The 23170-nt window shown below is 68.2% G+C and carries 23 protein-coding genes; 15 read left to right on the top strand and 8 right to left on the bottom strand.

What is annotated here, in order from left to right; all coding sequences use genetic code 11:
• Nucleotides 1-4 precede the first annotated feature (4 nt).
• A complete protein-coding gene (locus VGE38_RS07610; RefSeq protein WP_331141931.1) occupies nt 5-1369 on the top strand; it encodes an FAD-binding protein in 1365 nt (454 codons plus the stop codon).
• A gap of 98 nt (nt 1370-1467) precedes the next feature.
• On the opposite strand, the gene VGE38_RS07605 is transcribed toward VGE38_RS07610, so the two are convergent.
• Together VGE38_RS07605 and msrB are read right to left on the bottom strand one after the other, a co-directional pair.
• The gene (locus tag VGE38_RS07605; protein WP_331141930.1) at nt 1468-2739 is read right to left on the bottom strand and encodes a uracil-xanthine permease family protein; all 1272 of its coding nucleotides are present in this window, start codon (nt 2737-2739) and stop codon (nt 1468-1470) included.
• A 49-nt stretch (nt 2740-2788) separates the two neighbouring features.
• The gene (msrB, locus tag VGE38_RS07600) at nt 2789-3193 is read right to left on the bottom strand and encodes a peptide-methionine (R)-S-oxide reductase MsrB (protein ID WP_331141929.1); all 405 of its coding nucleotides are present in this window, start codon (nt 3191-3193) and stop codon (nt 2789-2791) included.
• Between the two features lie 43 nt (nt 3194-3236).
• On the opposite strand from msrB, the gene VGE38_RS07595 reads away from it, so the two are divergent.
• A complete protein-coding gene (locus VGE38_RS07595; RefSeq protein WP_331141928.1) occupies nt 3237-3980 on the top strand; it encodes an SDR family oxidoreductase in 744 nt (247 codons plus the stop codon).
• A gap of 9 nt (nt 3981-3989) precedes the next feature.
• Nucleotides 3990-5087, top strand: coding sequence for a DNA polymerase domain-containing protein (locus VGE38_RS07590; protein ID WP_331141927.1), 1098 nt, complete (start codon nt 3990-3992; stop codon nt 5085-5087).
• 232 nt (nt 5088-5319) lie between these two features.
• On the opposite strand, the gene VGE38_RS07585 is transcribed toward VGE38_RS07590, so the two are convergent.
• From VGE38_RS07585 to VGE38_RS07575, 3 genes are all read right to left on the bottom strand, one after another.
• Nucleotides 5320-5664 carry a hypothetical protein gene (locus tag VGE38_RS07585; protein ID WP_331141926.1) on the bottom strand — a complete coding sequence of 115 codons (345 nt, stop codon included), beginning with the start codon at nt 5662-5664 and terminating at the stop codon, nt 5320-5322.
• Between the two features lie 582 nt (nt 5665-6246).
• Nucleotides 6247-6780 carry a hypothetical protein gene (locus tag VGE38_RS07580; RefSeq protein WP_331141925.1) on the bottom strand — a complete coding sequence of 178 codons (534 nt, stop codon included), beginning with the start codon at nt 6778-6780 and terminating at the stop codon, nt 6247-6249.
• Nucleotides 6781-6789: 9 nt separating this feature from the next.
• Nucleotides 6790-7917, bottom strand: a complete 1128-nt coding sequence (locus VGE38_RS07575; protein WP_331141924.1) for an ATP-dependent DNA ligase — start codon at nt 7915-7917, stop codon at nt 6790-6792.
• 184 nt (nt 7918-8101) lie between these two features.
• Between VGE38_RS07575 and VGE38_RS07570 the strand changes: the two genes are divergently transcribed.
• Nucleotides 8102-9397: a patatin-like phospholipase family protein gene (locus VGE38_RS07570; RefSeq protein WP_331141923.1), complete on the top strand. Its 1296-nt coding sequence runs from the start codon at nt 8102-8104 to the stop codon at nt 9395-9397.
• A gap of 8 nt (nt 9398-9405) precedes the next feature.
• Here VGE38_RS07570 and VGE38_RS07565 read toward each other — a convergent pair whose 3' ends face one another.
• Nucleotides 9406-10224 (bottom strand): hypothetical protein, encoded by an 819-nt coding sequence (locus VGE38_RS07565; RefSeq protein WP_331141922.1) that lies wholly within the window; start codon nt 10222-10224, stop codon nt 9406-9408.
• Between the two features lie 155 nt (nt 10225-10379).
• Between VGE38_RS07565 and VGE38_RS07560 the strand changes: the two genes are divergently transcribed.
• The 7 genes from VGE38_RS07560 (at nt 10380) to VGE38_RS07530 (ending at nt 18248) form a co-directional block, all read left to right on the top strand.
• Nucleotides 10380-12434: a KAP family P-loop NTPase fold protein gene (locus tag VGE38_RS07560; protein WP_331141921.1), complete on the top strand. Its 2055-nt coding sequence runs from the start codon at nt 10380-10382 to the stop codon at nt 12432-12434.
• Between the two features lie 166 nt (nt 12435-12600).
• The gene (gene qatB / locus VGE38_RS07555; RefSeq protein WP_331141920.1) at nt 12601-13242 is read left to right on the top strand and encodes a Qat anti-phage system-associated protein QatB; all 642 of its coding nucleotides are present in this window, start codon (nt 12601-12603) and stop codon (nt 13240-13242) included.
• A complete protein-coding gene (qatC, locus tag VGE38_RS07550; protein WP_331141919.1) occupies nt 13239-14534 on the top strand; it encodes a Qat anti-phage system QueC-like protein QatC in 1296 nt (431 codons plus the stop codon). Before qatB ends, qatC begins: the two co-directional genes overlap by 4 nt.
• An 18-nt stretch (nt 14535-14552) precedes the next feature.
• Nucleotides 14553-15332 (top strand): Qat anti-phage system TatD family nuclease QatD, encoded by a 780-nt coding sequence (gene qatD, locus VGE38_RS07545; RefSeq protein ID WP_331141918.1) that lies wholly within the window; start codon nt 14553-14555, stop codon nt 15330-15332.
• Nucleotides 15333-15439: 107 nt separating this feature from the next.
• Nucleotides 15440-16642 (top strand): PIN domain-containing protein, encoded by a 1203-nt coding sequence (locus VGE38_RS07540; protein ID WP_331141917.1) that lies wholly within the window; start codon nt 15440-15442, stop codon nt 16640-16642.
• A 170-nt stretch (nt 16643-16812) separates the two neighbouring features.
• The gene (locus VGE38_RS07535; protein ID WP_331141916.1) at nt 16813-17517 is read left to right on the top strand and encodes a helix-turn-helix domain-containing protein; all 705 of its coding nucleotides are present in this window, start codon (nt 16813-16815) and stop codon (nt 17515-17517) included.
• The gene (locus tag VGE38_RS07530; protein ID WP_331141915.1) at nt 17514-18248 is read left to right on the top strand and encodes a hypothetical protein; all 735 of its coding nucleotides are present in this window, start codon (nt 17514-17516) and stop codon (nt 18246-18248) included. The genes VGE38_RS07535 and VGE38_RS07530 overlap by 4 nt, the downstream gene beginning before the upstream one ends.
• Nucleotides 18249-18388: 140 nt before the next feature.
• Here VGE38_RS07530 and VGE38_RS07525 read toward each other — a convergent pair whose 3' ends face one another.
• Both VGE38_RS07525 and VGE38_RS07520 read right to left on the bottom strand, forming a co-directional pair.
• The gene (locus VGE38_RS07525; RefSeq protein WP_331141914.1) at nt 18389-18574 is read right to left on the bottom strand and encodes a hypothetical protein; all 186 of its coding nucleotides are present in this window, start codon (nt 18572-18574) and stop codon (nt 18389-18391) included.
• Nucleotides 18575-19135: 561 nt separating this feature from the next.
• Nucleotides 19136-19267 carry a hypothetical protein gene (locus VGE38_RS07520; RefSeq protein WP_331141913.1) on the bottom strand — a complete coding sequence of 44 codons (132 nt, stop codon included), beginning with the start codon at nt 19265-19267 and terminating at the stop codon, nt 19136-19138.
• Between the two features lie 72 nt (nt 19268-19339).
• On the opposite strand from VGE38_RS07520, the gene VGE38_RS07515 reads away from it, so the two are divergent.
• The 4 genes from VGE38_RS07515 to VGE38_RS07500 all read left to right on the top strand — a co-directional run.
• Entirely contained in the window at nt 19340-19771 is a 432-nt protein-coding gene (locus VGE38_RS07515; protein ID WP_331141912.1) for an FAD synthase family protein, read from the top strand.
• Nucleotides 19768-21402: a LicD family protein gene (locus VGE38_RS07510; protein ID WP_331141911.1), complete on the top strand. Its 1635-nt coding sequence runs from the start codon at nt 19768-19770 to the stop codon at nt 21400-21402. Before VGE38_RS07515 ends, VGE38_RS07510 begins: the two co-directional genes overlap by 4 nt.
• Nucleotides 21402-21662: a DUF6752 domain-containing protein gene (locus VGE38_RS07505; protein ID WP_331141910.1), complete on the top strand. Its 261-nt coding sequence runs from the start codon at nt 21402-21404 to the stop codon at nt 21660-21662. The genes VGE38_RS07510 and VGE38_RS07505 overlap by 1 nt, the downstream gene beginning before the upstream one ends.
• Nucleotides 21663-21667: 5 nt before the next feature.
• Nucleotides 21668-23170, top strand: a 1503-nt coding sequence (locus VGE38_RS07500) for a LicD family protein (RefSeq protein WP_331141909.1), incomplete at its 3' end; no start/stop codon positions are given.

Raw genomic sequence — 23170 nt, 5'->3', positions numbered from 1 at the left:
ATCGATGACCACGTCCCAGATCGACCTCGCCGCCCTGCGCGGCGCCTGCGAGACCCACCTGCCCGGCGACCCGGGCTACGACGCCGCCCGCCAGGCCTGGAACCTCGCCGTCGACCTGCGCCCGGCCGCCGTGGCGGTGCCCCGCACCGTGGCCGAGGTGCGTGCCGCTGTCAGGGCGGCCGCCGGGCTCGGCCTGCGGGTGGCCCCGCTCAGCACTGGTCACGGGGCCGGCCCGCTGGACGGCGTACCGCTCGACGACGTGGTGCTGCTCCGGCTCTCGGAGCTGACCGGCGTCACCGTCGACCCGGTCGCCCGACGGGCGCTGGTCGTGGGCGGCACGCTGTGGGCCGACGTCGTCGCGGCGGCCGCGCCGCACGGGTTGACCGCGCTGCACGGCAGCGCGGGCGACGTCGCCGTCGCGGGCTACGTGCTCGGGGGCGGGCTGTCGTTCTACGGCCGACGCCACGGCGTCGCTGCCAACTCGGTGCGCGCCCTGGACGTCGTGACCGCCGACGGTGACCTGGTCCGGGCGAGCGCCGAGGAGCACCCCGAGCTGTTCTGGGCCCTGCGCGGCGGAGGCGGCTCGTTCGGGGTGGTGGTCGGGATCGAGCTCGACCTGCTGCTCTACGCAGAGGTGTACGCCGGCATGCTGCTGTGGGACCGGGAGCGGGCGCCGGAGGTGGTCGCCGCGTGGGCCGCCTGGAGCCGGTCGGCCCCCGACTCGGCTGGTACGTCGCTGCGGGTGATGAGCTTCCCGCCGCTGCCGGAGCTGCCGCCGTTCCTGTCCGGCCGTGACGTCGTCGTGGTCGACGGCGTGGTGCTGGAGGACGACGACCGCGCCGCCGAGCTGCTCGCGCCCCTGCGGGCGCTCGCACCGGAGGTCGATACGTTCGGCCGGATCCCCGCCGCCGGGCTGCTGCAGGTCCACATGGATCCGCCGACGCCCGTCCCGGCCGTCGCCTCGCACAGCGTCCTGGGCGAGCTCGACCCTGAGGCCGTCACGGCGCTGCTGGATCAGGTCGGCCCAGGGACGAGGAGCGGCCTGATGTTCGCCGAGCTGCGCCACCTCGGGGGCGCGTTCGCCCGCTCGGTGGACGACGGCGGCGCCACCTCGAGCGTCGCAGGGAGCTACGCGCTGTACTGCTGCGCCGTCGCGCCGACCCCGGAGGCCGCCGCCGCGGGCCGCGCCGCCGCGGACGCCGTCGTCGCGACGATGGCACCGTGGCAGGTCCCCGCGCTGGTGCCGACCTTCACCGAGTCGGCCGCGGTAGCGGGCATGTTCGCGACCGAGGACGCGCGCGATCTCGCGCGGGTCCGCCACCTGGTCGACCCGACCGGCCGGTTGGTCGGGGGCCGGCCGATCGGCTGATCCGCTGGGACGTCATACGGTCCGGTCGCCCTGGGCGCCGGACCGTATGACGTCCCGCGTCGGTCGCCGGGATGCCGGCGGCTCGTCGGTCGCTGGCCTCAGCGGCGCAGCCGCACCAGGGCCGTCATGCCGTGGAAGACCACGACCGCGGCGAGGGTGCCCAGTGCGATGCCGGTGAACGTGAGGTCGCCCCAGGTCAGCGTCAGGTTGCCGATGCCGACGACTAGGGCCACCGCGGCGGTGAACTGGTTGACCGGGTCGGAGAAGTCGACACGGTTGTCCAGCCAGATCCGGATGCCGATCAGGCCGATCAGGCCGTACAGCGCCACGGTGATGCCACCCAGCACACCGGCCGGGACGGTGTTGAGCAGCGCGCCGAACTTCGGCGACAGGCTGAGCAGCACCGCGATCGCGCCGGCCACCCAGTAGGCGGCGGTCGAGAAGACGCGGGTGGCGGTCATGACGCCGATGTTCTCGCCGTACGTCGTCGTGGCGGAGCCGCCGCCGGCACCGGCCAGGGCCGTGGCGACCCCGTCGGCGAACAGCGCGCGGCCGGTCTCGGCGTTGATGGTCTCGTCGCCGGCGAGGTGGGCGACGCTGCGGACGTGGCCGACGTTCTCGGCCACCAGTACGAGCACGACCGGCAGGAACATCGGCACGACCGACCAGGTCGCGTCCGGGGTGGCGAAGTCGGGCAGGCCCACCCAGGCGGCGTCCCCGACCGGGCCGAAGTCGATGTCGCCCGCCAGCCATGCGGCGAGGTAGCCGACGACCACGCCGATGAGGATCGAGAGCCGGGCCGCGATGCCTCGGAACACGACGGCCACGACGAGCACGGTGACGAGCGTGACCAGCGCGAGCCACGGCTTGGCGGCGAAGTTCGTGGTCGCCGCGCCGGACAGGTTCAGGCCGATCAGGGCGACGATCGCGCCGGTGACGACCGGCGGCATCAGCCGCTCGATCCACCCGGTGCCGGTCACGACGACCAGCGCTCCCACGGCCGCGAGCAGCAGACCGGTGACCATGACGCCGAAGAGCGCCGCGCCCATGCCGCCCTCGCCGGCGGTCGCGGCGGTGATCGGCGCGATGAAGGCGAACGAGCTGCCGAGGTAGCTGGGCAGCCGGTTGCGGGTCAGCAACAGGAACAGCAGGGTGCCGACGCCCGAGAAGAACAGCGTGGTGGTGGGCGGGAAGCCGGTGAGCAGCGGCACGAGGAACGTCGCGCCGAACATCGCGACCACGTGCTGGGCGCCGAAGCCGATCGTGCGCGGCCAGCTCAGCCGCTCGTGGGGGGCGACGATCTCGCCCTCGGTGATGGTGCGCCCGTCACCGTGCAGGTCCCAGCCCCGCAGCCGTTCAGCCAATGCCATCCGTGTGCCTTTCCTCGAAACGAATCAGGCAAAGGATGGCGTACGGCGGTCAGGACTCGGTGGCCGGCTCCAGCGTGAGGCTGATCGAGTTGATGCAGTACCGGTCGCCAGTGGGTGTGCCGTAGCCGTCAGGGAAGACGTGCCCGAGGTGCGAGCCGCAGTTCGCGCAGCGGACCTCGACCCGCTTCATGCCGTAGGAGTCGTCCTCGAGGTACTCGATGGTGTCGCTGATCGGCTGGTAGAACGACGGCCAGCCGCAGCCGGAGTGGAACTTCGTGTCGGACTCGAACAGCTTCGCCTGGCACGCCTTGCAGCGGTAGACGCCGGTGGTCTCGGTGTCGGTGTACTCACCAGTGAACGCGCGCTCGGTGCCCGCCTGCCGGAGCACCTGGTACTCCTCGGGGCTCAGCTCCTGGCGCCACTGCTCTTCGGACTTCTCGACGTTGTAGGCCACGTCGACAAGAGTACGTCGCCACCCGGAGGGGAACCCGGCCAGCATGGAGACTCTCAGTGACCGCGTAGCCCTCGTCACCGGAGGCGGGAGCGGCCTGGGTCGCGCCACCTGCGTCGACCTGGCCCGCCACGGTGCCCACGTCGTCGCCGCCGACATCGACCTGGCCGGCGCGGAGCAGACCGCGAAGCTGGTCGAGGAGGCCGGGGGCACCGCCGAGGCCGCTCATCTCGACGTCACGGACCGGGAGGCGGTGGACGCGCTCGTGGGCCGCCTGTCCGACGCCCACGGCGCTCGCTTCGACCTGCTGGTCAGCAACGCCGGGACGGACCGGGGCGCCGACCTCGTGGCCGTCGAGGACGAGCAGTGGCACGGCGTCTTCGGTGTCAACGTGCACGGCCCGATGTACCTCGGCCGGGCGTTCGTCCGGCACCTGGTCGACGCCGGCCGACCGCAGGACCAGCCGGGCGACATCGTCTGCGTCGTCTCGATCAGCGCGCTCACCGTCGGCGCCGGGGCGGGCGCCTACAACGCGTCGAAGGCGGCGATGCACAAGCTCGCCGAGGTGATGCAGACCGAGGCACGCGAGCGGGGCTGGCCGGCGCGGGTGAGCATCATCGACCCGGCGGCGATGAACACGCCGATGATGGAGCAGTGGAGCCTGCCGGACGAGAAGATGATGGACCCGTTCGTCGTCGCCCGGCTGATCCGGACCGCGGCGACGCTGCCGCCGGACGTGGTGCTGCAGAGTGTCGTGGTGACGAAGCGGATCGAGAACTATCCCCGCTAGCCTCGGGCCATGGCGAAGGCTCCCGCGGTCGAGGTGCAGGCCGGTGACCGGACGGTTCGGGTCTCCAGCCCCGACCGGGTGATCTATGAGGCGACGGACCGTACGCCCGAGGTGACCAAGCGGATGGTGGCGGAGTACTTCGCGACCGTCGGCGATGGGCTGATGCGTGCGCTGCGGGAGCGGCCGACCGCCTTGGAGCGCTGGCCGGACGGCTGGCGCGAGGGCATGCGGCTCGCGGTCGGTCCCAAGGACAACGACGCCGACGGCTTCTACCAGAAGCGGGTGCCGATGGGGGCGCCCGACTACCTCGAGCGGGTCAAGATCACCTTCCCCTCCGGGCGTACGGCGGAGGAGGTGTGTCCCACCGAGATCGCGGTCCCGGTCTGGTGTGCCCAGATGGGGACGCTGACCTTCCATCCGTGGCCGGTGCGCCGAACCGCCGACGCCGGCTCCCTGGACCACCCCGACGAGCTCCGCCTCGACCTCGACCCGCAGCCCGGCACCGGCTTCTCCGACGCCGTCCGCGTCGCGGGGGTCGCGCGCGAGCTGCTCGAGGAGCTCGGGATCACCGGTTACCCGAAGACCAGCGGCAACCGGGGCGTCCACGTGTTCGTCCGCATCCGCCCGGAGTGGACCTTCGAGCAGGTGCGGCACGCCGCGATCGGCTTCGGCCGCGAGCTGGAGCGCCGTGACGGCGGGGTCACCACCGCCTGGTGGAAGGAGGAGCGGGGCAGTCGGATCTTCGTCGACTACAACCAGAACAACCGGGACCGGACGATCGCGTCGGCGTACTCCCTGCGGCCGCTGCCCGGCGCCCCCGTCTCCACCCCGCTGACCTGGGAGGAGCTGGCCGGGCTGAAGGATCCCCGCGAGCTGAACCTCTTCACCGTCCCGGAACTGCTCGCCGACCGCCCCGACGCCTGGTCGAGCATCGACGACGTCGCCCACGACCTCACCCCGCTGCTGGAGCTGTGGGAGACGCTGCCCGGCGGGGAGCTGAACTTCCCGCCGGACTATCCCAAGATGCCCGGCGAGCCGCCCCGCGTGCAGCCGTCGAAGAAGGTCGCCGAGCACTGGGACGCGGACGGCAACCGGATCGACAAGTAGCGCTACGGGCGCTTGGCGCTCACCAAGAGCCTCGGAACGCGAGTCGTCGCGGCGATGTGCAGTCCAAGGGCTGCGCCGACACGACTGGCGATGTCGATCACACGGGCGAGATCCGCTTCGAGATTGCGTGTGTGGATCGGCTCATGGTGAGCGATCCGGTTGCGCAGACGGCGGAGGTCGTCGAGTTCAGCGTGGAGTCTGCGGCGCCTCACTGGACCCTCGAACGCGTGTCTCAACGCTGGCTGCCAGAGTTGGCGGTTGTACTCGTCGGCGAGGAGCGACCACCAGAACCGAACGGCAACTCGGCGACGACCTTGCCGTGCGGAGCAGCGGTGCCGCCCGCGTGTGCCAGCGCGATGGAGACGGCCTTACGGGAGCGGTAGGTCAGTACCGACGACGCCGGACTCAGCCACGCGGTTCCGAAGGCGACGCACACGGCTTGGTCCATGACGTTGCGAAGGCCGACCTCGAGGTAGTGGATGGACTCGAAGAAGGCCGCCGAGACCTTTGCGTTCCAGTCGTACAGGTCAACGGCCCGCTCCCAATCCTCGCCACAGGCCCTTAGGTAAGGGGCCATGCGGGCAGGGGACAGCAACTCCTGCAACGTCCTCTGGTCCCGAGACACGACATCCCCTTCGAGGTTGGCCTTGTCGGATCTCGAGGCGTAGAGTCGGCTACCGACAGAGAGCCCCGGGATCCACGGCGTAGCGGCGCAAGCCAGCAAAACCCCCCGGGGCCTTGTCATCTCCCGAAGAAGTCGCCGAGCACTGGGACGCGGACGGCAACCGGATCGACAGAGGCCCTCGACCGGGCACCTGACGCCACTCGCGGCGACACGCCGATCGATGGTGGGGGATGTCAGGTGCCCGCGCCGCCCCGCCGGCGGGCCTCCGCTCGTTCCTCGCGAAGACCCGGCTCGGAAAAAGGAAGAGCCCGCCTTGGCGATCCCCCGATCGCGGGCGGGCCCTTCGACGAAGGCACTGACCTGTGGTCCCCCGACCACAGGCTGGCGGGTCACGAGGAGCGGTCCGCCGTGCAGCTTCGAGTCCGTCGACCGAAACCCCCCGGAACAGCCGACCATCTGAACACTAGACAGCGCTAGCCAAAGGACGCGCCACGCTAACCACAGCAAGCAGTAACAGGTGGGTAACGCACCGGCTCAGACCCCGGTGATGCCCTCGCCCTCGCCGGCCTGCTCGTCGAAGCTCTCGTGCTCCAGCAGGTGGAGCACCGGGACGCCGATCTTGCGGCGCGCCTGCGAGGTCCAGTCCAGGTGGAAGAACTCCGCGACCACGTGGGGACGGGTGAGGATGATCGCCTCCCGGCCGTCGACCTGCTCGACCTTCGCCTTCAGCGCCTCGACCGGCGGGGTGTCGACGACCTGGCCCGTGGCCTTGGCGCCGGCGAAGCGCAACGCCGCGAGCGTCGCCTCCAGCTCGCCGGAGGCCCGGTCCAGGCAGTCCTTGCGGACCGCGTCGAGGTCGACCTCGTTGAGCATGAGGGAGGGGGAGCCCAGCAGCTCGCCGCCGCTGAGCGTGCCGAGGGAGGCCTCGATGCGTGCCGCGGCGTCCTCCATCGGCATGAGCACGTGATAGGTGACCGGCTCGTCGATGGCTTCGTGCAGCGAGCGGACCTGAGCGGCGTCGGCGGCGGTGAGCGCCTGCTCGACGAGAAGGACGACGTCGTACGACATAGTCCGACCCTAGTCGCGCGCCGAGCCGTTGCCGAGGACCTCCGCGAGGTCGTAGGTGACCGGCTCCTCGAGCTGCTCGTAGCCGCATGACTCGGGGTCGCGGTCGGGCCGCCAGCGCTTGAACTGAGCGGTGTGGCGGAAGCGCCGCCCCTCCATGTGGTCGTAGCCCACCTCGAGCACGCGCTCGGGCCGCAGCGGCACGAAGGAGAGGTCCTTCCCCTGCGACCAGCGGCTCTGGGTGCCCGGCACGCGGTCCGGGTTGGCGGTGAGGAACTCGGCCCACCGGCCCCACGGATGCTCCTCCAGCGGAACCTCCAGGGGACGCAGCTCCTCGATCAGCTCGGCGCGGCGCTTGGCGGTGAAGGAGGCCGCGACGCCGACGTGCTGCAACTGGCCGCCCTGGGAGGCGTCGTACAACCCGAGCAGCAGGCTGCCCAGCAGCGGCTGCTCCGGCGTGGAGGTCTTGTGCAGCCGGTAGCCCGCGACGACCACGTCGGCGGTCCGCTCGTGCTTGATCTTCAGCATCGTGCGCTGGTTGGGGGAGTACGGCGCGGCCAGCGGCTTCGCGATCACCCCGTCCAGGCCGGCGCCCTCGAACTGGTGGAACCAGCGGTCCGCCTCGGCCGGGTCGCCGGTGACGCGGGTGAGGTGGCACGGACCGTCGGCCGGCAGCCCGGCCAGCGCCGCCTCCAGCGCCGCGCGCCTCTCGCTGAACGGCCGGTCGAGCAGGCTGTCGTCGCCGAGCGCCAGCAGGTCGAAGGCGACGTACGACGCCGGCGTGGTCTCGCTGAGCAGCTTGATGCGGGACGCGGCCGGATGGATGCGTTCTTGCAGCACCTCGAACTCGAGCCGACCGTCGCGGGCGACCAGCACCTCGCCGTCGAGCACGCAGCGCTCGGGCAGCTGCGCCTTCATCGCCTCGACCAGCTCGGGGAAGTAGCGCGTCAGCGGCTTGGTGTTGCGCGAGGCCAGCTCGACGCTGTCGCCGTCGCGGAACACCAGGCAGCGGAAGCCGTCCCACTTCGGCTCGAAGCTCAGCTCCGGAGCGGCGGCGCCGTCGGGCACGAGATCGCTGGGCAGTCCCTTGGCCGACTTGGCCAGCATCGGCAGCACGGGCGGCATCACGGGGAGGTTCACGCTCAGGACTCTAGGTCCGATTGGTGCGGCGCCTGTCGGTGAGGACGGTGCGCGGGGGCCGCGACGCTGGCCCAACCGTCGAGTGGCGCAGCGTGAGTGAACCAACAGGTCCCCCGGGAAGTTGAGTTCCCGAGCCGCTCGGAATCCCTGCGGTTGCCGCCACGGCGGCTCTATGCTCGCGGGCGTGACGATCGATGCCGATCAGGGCTGCGACGGCTCGTCCGAGGGGTTGGATGACGGCACGCTTGGTGTCGCGCTCTCAGGTGGTGGGGTTCGAGCAGCGCTATTCAGTGTGGGCGCGCTGGATGCCGTGTGTGAGTATGCGGAGCGGCAGGGCAAGCGGCTGATCGTGAGCACGGTTTCAGGCAGCGCGCTTCTTGCTCTTGAGCTGGCCTGGTGCGATGCGCCAACCGATCGAGACGCTCTACGGCTCGTGCAAGAGCGCGTTGCGCGGTATGCCTATTGGCCGAGACGCCGGTGGTGGCTTATCGCAAGTGGAGTGGTCGTGATCTCCGCTCTCGTCTATGCCCTGCTGCAGTATCGTCACCAATCGGCTGCTGGGAGGACCTTGTCGGCTCAGCCGCTCGTCGCCATGGCCGCGATCATGATGTTGGCGCTCTTCCGGACGCAGGGCATCTGGTATCGCCCATTCGGCCTGACTCGGCGGAGGAGACGCCCCAATCTCTACACCGCGATGCCACGCGACTTTCCAATGTTCGTCGAGCGCAAACTCTCGTTGAACGCATTCGTGTTCAATGCCACGTCGTTGGCCGAAGGCACCTATGCCTCCTTCGACCACACTTCCTTCTCGGCGACTGCTGCTGTCCGCGAGTACGCCGAGGCGTCAGCCGCCTTCCCGGGCGTCTTCCTTCCTCGTGGTCTGCCCGGGGCCAGCGGCCTGTACGCGGACGGCGGGATCTACGACAACACCGGTCTGACGTACTTCGAGAACCAATCGCCGTCACCCCAGCACGTCATCGCAATCGAGGCTGGGATCGCGGAAGAGCATCCCCCGACGAGGCCCTACGAGCGCCTCGCTGGCCTCACCCGGCGTACGCCAAGGTTGCTAGGCATCGCGGCCGTCGTGACCTTCGGTGGCTCGGTTCTCGGCGCGCTGCTTCATCTAAGCTGGGTGCAGACGGCCCTTGCTGGTGCGCTGGTTGTCGCGGTACTCCTAATGATGGTTCTTGTCCCGGTCGTGGCGGCCACCGGGGCGCTGAGTGATATCCGCTGGCTCGTCCGCGGGTGGCCGACCACACTGCGAGTGGCTACGGAGCTGCGGCTCGCAAATTTCAAGTCGCGTCATGAGTCTCGCGGCGGCCGCCTTACTGTCGTTCGGCTCGGCGATGGTCCTATCGCTTTTCAGGCGAAGACCCAGCTGTGGAAGCTGCCGGACGAGGTCGCCTGGGCGCTCATCCGGGATGGTCGCGACCAAACGGCCGCGAAGCTCGAGACGCTAACATCGGTGACCTCCGTCTAGCAGGTCCTCTAGTCGTCGTCTTCGTCCCACTCTGAGTAGGCGGCGGCCTCACGCATGTACTCGACCATCGCATCATGGTCGTACTCGACAGGTACGAGCTCCGGTTGCATGGAGTCTGAGCCGGCTCCGAGCGGCTCGGAGATCGCGACGAGCGAGAGCAGCCACTGCCGGGCGGCGGTGAGCATGTCTGGGTCGGTGGTCCACATGCCCATCTCGAGACTGCTGCGGGAGCTCTTGGTGAAGTTCGCGGACCCGATCCAGAGGCGCTCTGGTCGGAACCCGATGACGTCCATGACGTGCCCTGATGGGTGCTCGTCGGTCCAGTACATCTGCCCCAGAAGCATGATCTTGGCGTGGACGATCGGCACGAGGTGGTTACCGACCTTGCGGAAACCGACTTCGCGCACAGCCCCGATCTCGTTGTCCGCCCAGTCGCGGTGCCAGGGGCCGACTATGACGCGGTTGCCGTCCACGGGGGGAGCCAATTCCGAGAGCTCGTGGTAGGCCTGCTGGGCCAAGCCGTTTGAAGACGCTAACGCCTTGAGCGCGTCGGCGCGCGCGCCGTCGTAGCGCCATCGCGGCTGCTTGGTTACGACGACACACGCGTTCGCCATCTGACCGAGTACCTCGATCAACTCCGGATCGTCCATCCACATCGAGCAACCCAGGACACCCGGGCCCCATGCCCGCTCGGTTCGCCTCACCTGGGCAGCGGCTCTCAGTTCGTCAACGAGCCGGCCCAGGATGTCGAGCCCGAACACTGCGTCTCCGGTCGCAGAAGCGGTCCGAAGGTTCAGGCCAGGAGGAAAGCTCGGTGCGTCAGCCACCAGGCAAGGATCGCGCATCGGTGGGGACACGACTGGTCTCGCCGCAACCTTCGCGAAACTGCGGCGCACATGAGCGGAACGCCGATACCCTCCGCCGAGGCAAAGGACCGCGAGACGGCTGGCGATCCCAGGGCCTGGGAGCGGAGGGCGTGGCCGTGTGGGCCGACACCGAGACGAACATCGATTTCATCAACTTCTCGACCGTCGCCGACTCGGTGGTAGAACTGATCGAACAGGCCCAAGGCAAGCCCCTGTCCATTGGGGTATCGGGGGCCTGGGGAGTCGGCAAGTCCTCACTGGTGATGCTCACCAAGGAAGCACTCGAACGCCGCGAACAGGAACGGGCCCACAAGGCTGGCGTTAAGGAAAGCGACTTCAAGTCGCAGTACATCTTCGTCACCTTCAACGCCTGGCTCTACCAGGGCTACGACGACGCCCGAGCAGCGCTGATGGAAGCGATCGCGGTGAAGCTTGCCGAAGTTGCCCAGGAGCGCAAGACCGGGATCGAGAAGACCCAGGACTTCCTGCGAAGAATCGACTGGTTCAGGTTCGCGAACTTGACCGCAGGCTCTGCGGCCGCACTGGCCCTCGGGCTGCCACCGGTCGGACTGATCGGCCAATTTGGCGCCCTGTTCGCTCGGGGGCGCAAGGATGGCATCGACGATGCATTGATCGAAGACGCACAAAGTGCGATCACTGAAGGTGCCAAGCAAGCCAAGGGACTCCTGAAGGACAAGGCTGCACAGGACGAGAGCCCCCGACAACGGATCCAGGCGCTACGCGACTCCTTCGTCGCAGCACTCTCCGAGCTCGACGTCACCCTCGTGGTCTTGATCGACGATCTCGACCGATGTCTGCCTGAAACGGCCGTCTCGACGCTCGAGGCCATCCGCCTGTTCCTCTTCTTGGACGGCACTGCCTTCGTCATCGCTGCCGACGACCAGATGATCAAGCACGCGGTCAAGAAGCACTTCGACCAGCCAGACGACGCCCTGGTCACCAACTACTTCGACAAGCTCATCCAGATCCCCATCCGTGTCCCGATGTTGGGCACCCAAGAAGTCCGCGCCTACATGTTCATGCTCTACGTGCACAACAGCACCCTGGAGGAAGAAGATCGCGAGACCATCCGCGTTGCCGTCTGCGAGCGGCTGGCGAAGACCTGGCAAGGGCTGCGCATCGACCGCGCATTCATCCAGGACCTCGGGATCGACCTACCGACCGAGCTGGTTGCCCAGCTCGACACCGCTGACCGCCTGACCACCATCATGGCGACCGCGAGCGGCATCGCCGGCAACCCTCGGCTGGTCAAACGATTCCTCAACGCCCTCTCGGTGCGCATGGCCGTGGCGAAGAACCAAGGGGTCTTCGTCGACGAAGCCGCATTGGCGAAGTTGCTGCTCTTCGAACGCCTCGCGCCGCCAGAGCTCTATCGGGAGCTCGCGACCAGCATCACGAACAGCGTGGACGGCAAACCGCACGTGCTTGACGGATGGGAGCCCGGTGGCTCCGATTCAGACCCCGACTCAAGAAGCGTGGATGCCTCTGGTGATCTGGTCGACGGGGAGCAGCGCGCCGGATCTCCAGGTGCCGGATCCTCAGGTGCTGGGGCCACGGAAGCGGAAGCCGACAAGGTCGCCGCCAAGGGCGATGCCATGGCGGCGTCCGGGCCTGACCCCATTCCCGAAAGGTGGGCAACAGGCTTTCCCAAGGAGTGGCTCGCGCTGCCGCCCCGGCTAGCGGACATCGACATGCGGGGCGCGCTCTACGTCAGCCGCGAACATCTGCCCATCCTCACGGTGGAGGACGGCATGTCCTCGACCGCCGTCGAGCTCCTCAACGCGCTCAAGGAACACCCTGGCGAAGCGGCAGCGCTAACCGATCGTCTCGGAACGCTCAACGGACCCGAGCGAGCCCGCATCTTCGACCGACTCCTCGACATCGCTCGCCCCATCGACCAATGGGGCGTACCAGAGATTCTCGAAGCCCTGCTGGTCATGGTCCAGGTCGCTCCCAGCTTGAGCGGAAGCCTGGCTGGCTTCCTCGGTGCCCGTCCAGCCGCCCAGATCCAGCCCGATCTCATTCCCCGGCTCTCCGGGCAAGCGTGGGCAAGCGACCTGATGCAGGCCTGGTCCACCAGCCCAGACATCGAGCCGCCCGTGAAGGCGGCCATCGCGCAAAGAGTGGGTAATGGGAACATCGCAAAGTAGTACTGGCCCCGGGCCGAACGTCGCTCTCGTCCCACCGTGGGCCGAACCGCTGCCAGACGCCATCGATCCCGCAACGCCGGAGGAAACACCCGTACCTGAGCCAGAGACCCTGCCCGGCCTCACGCCGCCTTATGACCCGGATCCACTAGCACCGGATCGACGCTTCGTGAGCGCGCGACGCAACCTCGCATCGTTCGCCAAGAACGGTGACGCCGTGAGCATGCGCCGCGGCATCGGGCACTACGTCAGCACCGGGTATGGCGGTTCGAGCACCATGTCGCGCCGGCTGGGGTCGATCTCGACCACCGCCAGATCGCTTAGCCGAGCCCTCGACCCGAGCAACGCCGATCCGAGCTTGGACCGTGCCCTTCTGCAAGGCAAGTCCGCAGACGAGGTCATCGACGCCGTCGTCGAAGCCGCTCGACCCCAAGACGGCACCCAGGATGCCGAAGCGTCGCGCGAGGCGATCCGCAGCGCGCTCTCAGACCTTCTGCGCGACCACACCGATGTCGACGTCCTGAATCTGAACGACCAGCAGCGCGAGTTCGTAATCGAGCGCTACGCGGCCCACGACGTATACCGACGATTCAGCCTCGACGTCGGAAAGCACCTCCTTGACAACGCGCCCAACGCCACCATCGGCTTGGCACGGCTCAAGCAGGTCCGCAACTACATTCGTCAAACGATCGCCGAGTCTTTCCGACGCCTGCGCGAGGCGGGCCAACGGATGACCACGGCGAACGTGCGGGCCACCGTCGCACACGCACTCGCCGAAAGTTTGGCCGTCTTCGAGGGATATCTGGCATGAAGTACACCGTCCGCCCCATCGGAGCCGCCTTCGCCACAAAGGGCCACGTACCCAATGGCTCAACACCCATCGAGCTGTACGCCCGGCCGGGCAATGCACACGGCCTCACGGCTGGTGCCTCCATTATTCAAGAAGTCCGACGTGCCAACCTCAAGCCCAGCGTCCGCGCCTGGGACTTCCTCTCCATCGCCCTGGCCGCCATCGTCGCGGACGCCGCGACCCTTCGTAGCAACAGCCCCGACGGCTGGACCCGCGAGATCAGCCTCGACCTCGCGCTAGCCGACCCAAATGCTTGGCGGCCCCACCTCTCGCTGTTAACCAGCGCGCTCGAGTTCCTCACCACCGACATCTGGGACATCGAGATCACCACCACAGCGACCGTCCCCTTCAAGACGCCGAAAGCCCCGACCGCGCCAGAAGCCGATTGCGTCGCCCTACTCTCCGGCGGACTCGACAGCCTCATTGGCGGCATTGATCTCGTCCGAGCCGGCAAGAAGCCCTTCTTCGTCAGCCAAACCGTTCGCGGGGACGCAGCCAAGCAGGAGAGCTTCGCTACCCGTCTCGACGCCAACCTGCCAAGTATTCAGCTCAACCACAGCACGAACACTCGTGCCATCGCTGGCCCCGACGAGACAAGCCAGCGCGTCCGCTCGCTCATCTTCATCGCCTATGCGGTACTTGTCGCCTCGACGATCAGCAGCCCCGACGGAGCACCCGTCGACCTGTTCGTCAACGAGAACGGCTTCATCGCCATCAATGCGCCGCTGACGCCCATGCGAGTGGGAAGCCTCAGCACACGTACCGCTCACCCCCGCTTCCTGGGACTCCTGCAGCAGCTGCTCGACGCAACCGGGTTGAACGTACGCCTCATCAATCCGTATCGACTGCGCACCAAGGGACAGATGCTGGCCGAGTGCCAGGACCAGCAATTGCTCGCTCAACTCGCGCACGTGAGCACAAGCTGTGGGCGCTTCCAGCGTTACAACTACCGCCACTGCGGGCGATGCCTTCCTTGCCAGGTCCGCCGAGCCGCATTCCTGGCCTGGGACCAGCCCGACGGCACCGACTACGTATTCGACGATCTGGGCCGCAAGGACGAAGGCCACGCGGCCTTCGACGACGTGAGAGCCGTAGCCATCGCTCGACTGACCGTGGAAGAGGACGGGTTCGCCTACTGGGTGGGAGGCTCTCTATCGTGGGTCCCCCTGGACGAACGAGAAGCCGTGAGGGACATGCTGCACGCCGGTCTTGTCGAGCTCGGCAAGCTGCACGACCACTACAACGTCACCTGAACAGGCCCCGCCTCCAGCATGATCGACTTCCACTGCCATCTGGACCTGTATCCCGACCCTGACGCCGCCGCTGCCGCGGCGCAGCAGGAGCAGGTAGCAGTGCTGTCAGTGACGACGACACCCTCCGCGTTCGCTGGCACAGCGACCCTGGCAACTGAACGGCCCATGATCCGAACGGCCTTGGGTCTGCACCCGGAACTAGCACAGCAACGCGGTCACGAGCTGGCTCTCTTTGACCAGCTCGTAGCCACGACACCATTCGTCGGAGAGATCGGACTGGACGGCAGCCCGCGCTTCGCCCAGTCGCGAACGGCACAGGTCGATGTGTTCGCCCACATCCTTCGATCGTGCGCCGATTCCGGAGGACGCGTTCTCTCCATCCACAGCCGAGGCGCTGTCAAGCCAGTGCTCGATGCGCTACGCGCCCAGCCCTATGCAGGGACCCCCGTGCTGCACTGGTTCACAGGCACCGTCCGCCAAGCGGAGGCAGCCATCGAGCAGGGTTGCTGGTTCAGCGTGGGAGCGCCGATGCTCGTGACAGCGAAGAGCCGTGAGTTGGTGGCGATGCTTCCGCGAGATCGCGTGCTCACAGAGACCGATGGTCCGTTCGCAACGCACAAGGATCGACCCGTCGTGCCGCGTGACGTCGCGGACGCCATCAGATTGCTGGCCGCCTCATGGGGCACCGAGATATCGCAAGCGGAGGACCAGATTGCCCTCAACCTGAAGGCACTACTCGCTTCGCACGTCGGGGAACTCTCGCCAGCGCCGGAGGGTCAGTCGCTTCCCGGTCGCTAGGCTCCTCCGCGACCAGTACGACGGCCCGCAAGCAGGACGTCACGCAAGAAGCTAGGCAGCTTCTCGATTCCACTGGAGCGGCCGGCTTCCTATGGGAACCTTCTGACGTGGGGCAACTCGACGAGCTGGGCGATCACAGCGGAGGCATGCGCCGCAAAGGTGACGACCTCGAGGCCGTGCTGGATCGGGCCCGAGACGCGCTGCGTGCTGCCCTCGGATCCATACATCATCAGCGGTCCGACGAAGAGGTCGAGGGAGCCGACATCTTTGGCCGGTTCCCTTCCGCTCTGATCGTGCCCGTGCCGGCGATCGTGGTGGATACGAACGTGCTGCGCAAAGACGTCTTATATGCCTGCCGCACCGGCAGGCGAACAACGTTGGTCAATGTCGCGCGTGCCGGCCTGTTCCGGTTGTTCTGTGCGGGACATGTCGCCTGCGAAGTTCTCAAGCATCACGAACGGTGGAGCAACGAAGGCAAGGTCGACGCTGCCAGGTTCACCGACGTCTGGGTCCGTGACTATGCGCCCTTGTTGCATCTGATCCCGAGCCCGCCCGAGGGCCTCATGACCCAGGCCGAAGAGGCGCGTCTCGCTGCGCTGCGTGCAAAGGATCCCGACGACGTTCCGTCGGCCACCTTGGCCTTGATCCTGGGCGCCTTCTATCTAAGCGAGGACGGCCCGGCGACAACCGCCGTCTATGGCGAACGCCGACACAACGACGAGCTACGCGCATGGAAGAACGCACTATCAGCGGGCGGTGATGCCGGCACGATCGCCTTAGGATTGCAGACAACCATCGTCCTCGTTGATGCGCTGCGGAGCGGGCTGATCGGTCTCGCGGCGCTGACCACCCGTGGAGTACCGGTGTGGCTCAAGGGCCTGCTGTTGGCCGGCGTGGCAGGCGTTGGCGGCTACCAACTGCACAAGTTGGATTCGAGCGAGCGCCGGCGGATGGTCCACGCGCTCAAAGGCCTGGCGGCATTCGGAGGAGCTGTCGCGTTGGAGTACGCCGAAGCCGGTGCGAAACTCGATCGCGTCTATGCACCCAAGCCAGACCTCTCCGTGCTGATGCAAGAGCGCGGAGTCGATGCAGCGTTGCGCCGGGCGACGCTTCAGATCTTGGCTACATCGCGCTCCAACTGGCTGTCTGCAGTCGAGATCGCCGCGTCACCGTCGCTACTCCGGGTCCCGCAGGCCGAGAAGCAGGTCCGTAGTTTGCTCCGCGGGCAGTCGTGTGTGATCGAGATCAGCCGCGGTCGCTGGCAACTCGGCGAACCGCTGTTCTGGCCCGAGGTCTCAGGCTGCTCGTAACGAGCCGAGCGGTCGTCGCCGCTCCCGCTGAGCGTGGGTCCTCTTGTCGGCTGGTCGACAACGTGTGTCGGGTACGGAGGCTCTCCCCTCCTGCGCAACCAGCCGTCGCAGACGACTCGCCCTTTAGAAAACCCTATTGCTAGCGCTAGCCTTTCCTAAAGGTGGTGAGCATGGACATTGCAGTCAAGGACGCAGCGCAGCGCCTCGGAGTGAGCGAGTCACGCATCCGACAACTCCTGATTGCCGGCGACCTGAACGGGCGGCGAATCGGTCGGGCTTGGCTGGTTGACGCCGACGACATCGCCCGACTCCAAGGACAGCAGCGACGACCGGGCCGACCCGTCGGGCCCAAGCGCGCATGGGCGATCATCGACATCCTGAGCGGCGGCAGTGCTCCCTGGCTCTCCTACTCTGAACGCAGCCAGGTCCGCTCGTATGCAGCCCGCCTAGATGAGCCGAGCGCCGACGACTGGCGCGCCATCCTTCGCGGTCGCAGCGAGCTGCGACCTGTCCAAGCCCACCCCGCAGCCCTAGCGCGACTCGACCGGTTCGACCACGTACTGCTAGCCGGGTCCGCGGAGGCGGTTCGACGCGGCTTCGACCTCGTCGCAGCCGGGGAGCCGAGGCCGGAGATCTATATGCCGATCAAAGAGTGGGGTCACATTGCTCGCGGCCTTGCCCTGCGGCCAAGCCACGACGCCAACCTCATCATCCACCACCCGATGCTCGTGTGGCCCTTCGAAGGCCGCGACGCGGTCCCAGACGCAACCATCGCCGCGGACCTGCTCCACAGCGCCGAACCACGAGCAGTCCGCGCGGGGCAGTTGCGGTTGAACGAACTACTCAAGGACCTACACAGGGGCATGGGCAGATGACTGTGACGATCGAACTGCCGCCGCTCCCTGCGCCGGTCAACGAGCTCTGGCATGTCCTGTTGGACCTCCAGGAGCGTCTAGCCCCACCCTGGTCGGTGATCGGAGGCCAGATGGTCCTCCTCCACGTGCTTGAGCATGGACACGAACCGCCGCAGGTCAGTCAGGATGGCGACGTGATCGCCGACATCCGGGCCGACCCGAGGGCGATCGGCGCCGTCGTTGCCCAGTTAGACGAGATGGGGTTCGTACTTGACGGGATCAGCGCAGACGAGCTTGCGCACAGGTACAAGCGCGACGCGGAACCCAGTCCAGTCGTCATCGACGTGTTGGCACCCGAGGGAGTCGGGGCGAGAGCAAACCTGCTCACGAGCCCGCCAGGCCGAACGGTCGAAGTCCCAGGAGGCACGCAGGCACTCGACCGCACCGAGCTGGTGACGATCGTTCACGAGGGACGGCACGGAAGCCTGCCTCGCCCCACCCTCCTCGCCGCCATCGTCGGCAAAGCTGCAGCAACAGGTCTCGCCGATCCCGGACGTCACTACCGTGACCTCGCCCTGCTGCTCAGCTTGGTCGAAGACCCGTTCGTGCTCGCTGACCAGCTCACGCGGAAAGACCGACAACGCCTCCGCATGGCGCGGCGATTGGCCGACGATACACACTCGGCGTGGGCGCTTGTCCCCGACGCAATCCGGGCCAACGGCCAGGTCTCCTACCAGATCCTGACGGGATGATGTCTGTGGAAGGTGGCCAGTGTTCGCACTGGCATCTCGTCGGAGCGGAGAGAGCGTGCAGCCACTGGCCGCACAACTTGATGACCTGGGCAGTCAACCGTGGTCCGCGACGGAGTCCCGACCACAGACCCGTGATCGGATCACCCAGAAACGACCTGAAGCGCGACGCCGAGCGCGCATTCGGCACCAGCGCGTAGGCGTTGGTCCATGGCGGCAACGTCGTCGCAGGCCGCGAGCACATGGCTCGCCTCGCTCAGAAGGCGGATGCAGGTCATGTCGAACGAGGTCGATCTGAGCGTGATCGTGCCATCGGGGTCGGGGCGCATCTCGAGGATGCGGGCGATGCGAGGGAGTTCGTCGGCGGCGATGTAGCAGTCGAGGCGGTCAGGATGGGTGCCGACCAGTAGGGCCCCAGCCCGTCCGGGTTGTCGAGTAGCTCGTGGATCACAGCCTCTGCGGTGGAGTCGCCGGCATAGGTCGAGAGAGTCGGTCGGCCGCGGAGGCGAGCCGCGAGTTCGCGCGGGTCCTGCGTCGTGCGCAGGGTTGAGCGGACCCGAGAGGTTTGGGTTGAGGTGAGCCACTCGGCGGGTTGCCCGGAGAGCAGAGCAATGGCGCCCCAGGCCGTTGTCTCGGCCCATACGCGCGTTCGACCTCTGCGCCCAGATGCGAGGTAGCGCTCGACCGACTGGCGATCGATGAGTCCGCGCGTTACGCGGCTGATCGCGCCCGCCTCGGCCAGCCGGCGGATCTGCTGCACTGTCAAGCCCGAGAGCGCGCCAGTTTCCTGCGCGCTGACGAAGCCGGGAAGCGGACCCTTCTACCGATCATGTTCGCTTGCGAAACCTAATCAGAAGCGGCTGAGCGTGCATGTTACGTACAACCGCCCATCAACGACGGTCCCACTTCGGCTCGAAGAGCACCGTTCCGCCTTCGGGCGAGGCGCCCGGCACGTCGCTCGGCAGCCCACGGACCGCCTTGGCTAGCATCGGGAGCACCGGTGGTGCGACGGGGAGATCCACGGGAACGATTGTGACGCGGTCTCGGACGTCACCTAGTCTGATCGAAGAATTCCGCCAAGACAGGACCAGTGAATGAGCGAGATCGTCGGCTACGTCCCGGGCGTCTTCGACCTCTTTCACGTCGGCCACCTGAACATGCTCCGCCAGGCCCGCCGCCGCTGCGACGTGCTCGTCGCGGGCGTGGTCTCCGACGAGGTCTGCGAGCTCACCAAGGGCATCCGGCCGACCGTCCCGCTCGAGGAGCGGGTGGCGATCGTCGAGGCGATCCGGTTCGTCGACGCGGTCTACGTCGAGCAGACCACCGACAAGCGCGACGCCTGGCGCGACGTGCAGTTCCAGCGGCTCATCAAGGGCGACGACTGGAAGGGCACGCCGAAGGGCGACCGGCTGGAGAAGGCGATGGCCGAGGTGGGCGTGGAGGTCGTGTACTTCCCCTACTCGATCCAGACCTCCAGCACCGCGCTGCGCCAGCATCTCGCGCGCGGCGGCGAAGCGGCCTCGTGACCCGACCGGCCCTGCCGGCCCGCGCGACCGAGGGACGGGTCGCGATCAACGACGCCGGCCTGTTCGTCAGCGGCCTGCGGGCCGACAGTCCGGCCGTGCTGGTCTACTTCGACGACCAGCACGTCTGGTCCTTCACCCCCGAGGCCGACGGCACGCTGAGCCGCGCCGGCGTGTCGGTGCCGTGGCCGCGGATCCTGCTGTCCTACCTCCAGGGCACCACCCGGGTGCGGCTGGCGAACCTCGACGGCTCGGAGGTCTACTGCGACACCGAGCACCGCTTCGGCTCCAGCGACGAGCGGCTGCGGTTCGTCGACGACCACGGCCACCCGTACCACGTCGACAAGATGGGCCACCTGACCCGCTCCTTCGACGCCACCTCCGACGAGATCAAGCGCGAGATCCTCGCAGGCACGCAGACCGTCATCCGCGAGCTGCGGGAGCGGTTCGGTGTCGAGGCCTTCCTGGGGTACGGCGCGCTGCTGGGCGCGGTCCGCGAGGGCGCGATGATTGCCCACGACACCGACACCGACGTCTGCTACTTCACCCACCACACCGCGCCGGTCGACATCATCCGCGAGACGTTCCGCATGGAGCGTGAGCTCAAGGCGCTGGGCTGGAACGTGCTGCGGATGTCCGGCGGCGACCTGAAGGTGATGTGGCCGCTCAGCGACGGCCGCCGGGTCCACATCGACATCTTCGGCTCGTTCGTGATCGGCGAGACCTTCTACATGCTCGGCAACCGCAGCGGTCGGCTCGACCTCGGGGACCTGCTGCCGCTCGGCACGGTCGACCTGGAGGGCTTCGAGTTCCCGGCACCGCGGCGCCCCGAGGCGATGCTCGTCTACTGGTACGGCGCGTCGTGGCGGGTGCCGGACCCGGCCTTCACGCCGGTCGCCGACCCGCACGCGATGCGCCGCCTCGACGGCTGGCTGCGCGGCTTCCGCCACCGCATGGGGGACTGGACCGAGACCCTGCGCGACACCGCCGGGCCGTCCTCCCCGGTGCCGAGGACCGGATCGGACTTCGCCGCCTGGGTCCATGGCCAGCTCCCGCCGGGCGCGGCGGTGCTCGACCTCGGCGCGGGCAACGGCCGCGACAGCATCTACCTGGCCCAGCAGGGCCACCAGGTGCTCGCCTCGGACTACTCCCGCCGCTCGGCGGTCGAGGTCCGGGCCGCGAAGCGGAGGGCCAAGGTCGGCCCGGCCGTCGTCGCCCGGCAGGCCATCCTCAACGAGACCCGCTACGTCTTCCACCTGGTGGCCGAGCTCTCGCGCAGCCCGCGCCACATCTACGCACGCCAGCTGATCGGCTGCCTGGACGAGGCGGCGCGGGAGAACCTGTTCCGGCTGGGCCGCTCGGTCCTGCGGGGCGGGGAGTCGATGTGGCTGGAGTTCGCCGTACCCCACCGCGGGGCGCGGCTCCCGGAGCCGGTGCCGCTCGTACGGCGCGTCGACCCGGACCTCATCGCCGCCGAGATCGGTCGCAGTGGCGGCCGGGTGGAGCACCTCGAGGTCGCTCCCGGCGTCGACATGTTCGATAATCCAGACCCGGCGGTGGCTCGGATGCGAGTCTGCTGGCCGACCGGGCCGACGACCGGGCACACGACCGGGCACACGAAGGAGAGCAACTGATGGCCCCATCGATGGCCAAGGGCGGGAAGCCGAAGGCCTTCGCGCGCAAGGTCCGCGACAAGGTGCGCGGGTCCAAGGCGTTCGAGGGGAGCCTGCGCGGCCGCGTGCTCGAGCTCGAGCGGCAGCTGGAGGCCGACCGTCAGCTGCACCGCAAGGTCGCGGAGCTGTCCGACGTGGTCGCCGAGCTGCTCATCCCGATCCAGGACCGTGACGACGAGCGCGTCGCCGAGGTGCTCGCCCAGTACCGGAAGTCCATCTAGCTCCCGTGGCTTCCACGGTCATCACCGAGGAAGGCATCTGGCTCCCGGACCCGCCGGCGGTGCCGGTGTCGGTCCTCTTCGACGGTCGGTACCTGTGGTCGTTCACGCCCGCGCGTGACGGTCGGCCGCGCGACGCGGGCACGTTCGTGCCGTGGCCGGGCAACCTGGTGCGCTTCCTCGACGGTGTCGTGCAGATCCGGCTCCAGGACGTCGAGGGCGAGGAGATCTGGCACGACGAGGAGCACCGGTTCGGCACCTCCACCGAGCGCGTGGCCGTCGTCGACAAGCAGGGCGCCCCGCTCTCCGTCGACAAGATGGGTCACCTCGGCCGCGCCTTCCACGAGACGCCGGAGGAGATCAAGCAGGAGCTCCTCGAGGCCACGCTGGAGGTGCTCACGGTGCTGCGCGAGCAGTGTGGCGCGGACGCCTACCTCTGCTACGGCGCCCTGCTCGGCGCCGTGCGCAACGGCAAGATGATCGGGCACGACTCCGACGTCGATCTCTGCTACTACAGCAACCACTCGATCCCGGTCGACATCATCCGGGAGAGCTACGACATGGAGCGGGTCGTGCGGGCGCAGGGCTGGACCGTCACCCGCATGTCGGGGGCCGACATCAAGGTCGTCCGGACGCTGTCGAACGGCTCGAAGTGCCACATCGACATCTTCGGCGCGTTCACGGTGAACGGGACCTTCTACCAGCTCGGCAACCGCAACGGCGCCTTCGACGTCGACGCCCACCTGCTGCCCCTCGGCACCGTGACCCTCGAGGGCGTGGAGTTCCCGGCGCCGAAGCACTCCGAGGCGATGCTGGAGTTCATCTACGGCCCGCACTGGCGGGTCCCGGACCCTTCGTGGGTCTACCGCGACAACCCGCACGGCGTGGCCAAGCTCAGCGGCTGGCTGCGACGCTTCCGCGACGTGCTGCCGCTGTGGAACGACGTCTACGACCAGCGCGCCCAGCAGGTCCCCAAGGGGCCGTCCGACTTCGCCCAGTGGGTCGGCACGCAGCTCGCTCCCGGTGACAAGGTCGCCGACCTGGGCGCCGGCACCGGCCGTGACACCCGCTGGTTCGCCGAGCGCGGTCACCCGGTGTGGGCGGTCGACTACTCGCGGCGGTCCTTCGTCCGCACCCGCCGGATCCCCGGCGCGAAGTCGGACCAGACGATGTTCAACGAGCTGCGCCGCGTGCTCATCCTCGGCACCGACCTGGCCCGCGACCCGCACCACCTCTACGCTCGTCAGCTGCTCGGCTGCCTGGAGGACTCCGCCCGCGCCAACCTGTTCCGGCTGGGGGCGATGACACTGCGCCACGGGCAGCGGATGTTCCTGGAGTTCGCCGCCACGCTGCCGGGCGCCCCGCCGCCGGACCCCGCCCCGCTGGTACGGCGGCTGGACCCGGCCCGGGTCGTCGCGGAGATCGAGGCCAGCGGTGGCACGATCGAGCACCTGGAGACGTCCCCTGGCGTCGACATGTTCGACGGTCCCGACCCGGCCGTGGGCCGCATG

This window comes from Nocardioides sp. (genome assembly GCF_036405735.1).
In the GTDB taxonomy this organism is placed as follows: Bacteria; Actinomycetota; Actinomycetes; order Propionibacteriales; family Nocardioidaceae; genus Nocardioides.
This window is presented reverse-complemented; position numbering and strand designations above follow the sequence as displayed.

What these genes read in the sequence shown, in the direction of transcription:
- VGE38_RS07610 (WP_331141931.1), top strand. Translation starts at nt 5, where the DNA reads ATGACCACGTCCCAGATCGACCTCGCCGCCCTGCGCGGCGCCTGCGAG.
- VGE38_RS07605 (WP_331141930.1), bottom strand. Translation starts at nt 2,739, where the DNA reads ATGGCATTGGCTGAACGGCTGCGGGGCTGGGACCTGCACGGTGACGGG.
- VGE38_RS07595 (WP_331141928.1), top strand. Translation starts at nt 3,237, where the DNA reads ATGGAGACTCTCAGTGACCGCGTAGCCCTCGTCACCGGAGGCGGGAGC.
- VGE38_RS07590 (WP_331141927.1), top strand. Translation starts at nt 3,990, where the DNA reads ATGGCGAAGGCTCCCGCGGTCGAGGTGCAGGCCGGTGACCGGACGGTT.
- VGE38_RS07585 (WP_331141926.1), bottom strand. Translation starts at nt 5,664, where the DNA reads ATGGCCCCTTACCTAAGGGCCTGTGGCGAGGATTGGGAGCGGGCCGTT.
- VGE38_RS07580 (WP_331141925.1), bottom strand. Translation starts at nt 6,780, where the DNA reads ATGTCGTACGACGTCGTCCTTCTCGTCGAGCAGGCGCTCACCGCCGCC.
- qatC (WP_331141919.1), top strand. Translation starts at nt 13,239, where the DNA reads ATGAAGTACACCGTCCGCCCCATCGGAGCCGCCTTCGCCACAAAGGGC.
- qatD (WP_331141918.1), top strand. Translation starts at nt 14,553, where the DNA reads ATGATCGACTTCCACTGCCATCTGGACCTGTATCCCGACCCTGACGCC.
- VGE38_RS07535 (WP_331141916.1), top strand. Translation starts at nt 16,813, where the DNA reads ATGGACATTGCAGTCAAGGACGCAGCGCAGCGCCTCGGAGTGAGCGAG.
- VGE38_RS07530 (WP_331141915.1), top strand. Translation starts at nt 17,514, where the DNA reads ATGACTGTGACGATCGAACTGCCGCCGCTCCCTGCGCCGGTCAACGAG.
- VGE38_RS07525 (WP_331141914.1), bottom strand. Translation starts at nt 18,574, where the DNA reads ATGCGCCCCGACCCCGATGGCACGATCACGCTCAGATCGACCTCGTTC.
- VGE38_RS07515 (WP_331141912.1), top strand. Translation starts at nt 19,340, where the DNA reads ATGAGCGAGATCGTCGGCTACGTCCCGGGCGTCTTCGACCTCTTTCAC.
- VGE38_RS07505 (WP_331141910.1), top strand. Translation starts at nt 21,402, where the DNA reads ATGGCCCCATCGATGGCCAAGGGCGGGAAGCCGAAGGCCTTCGCGCGC.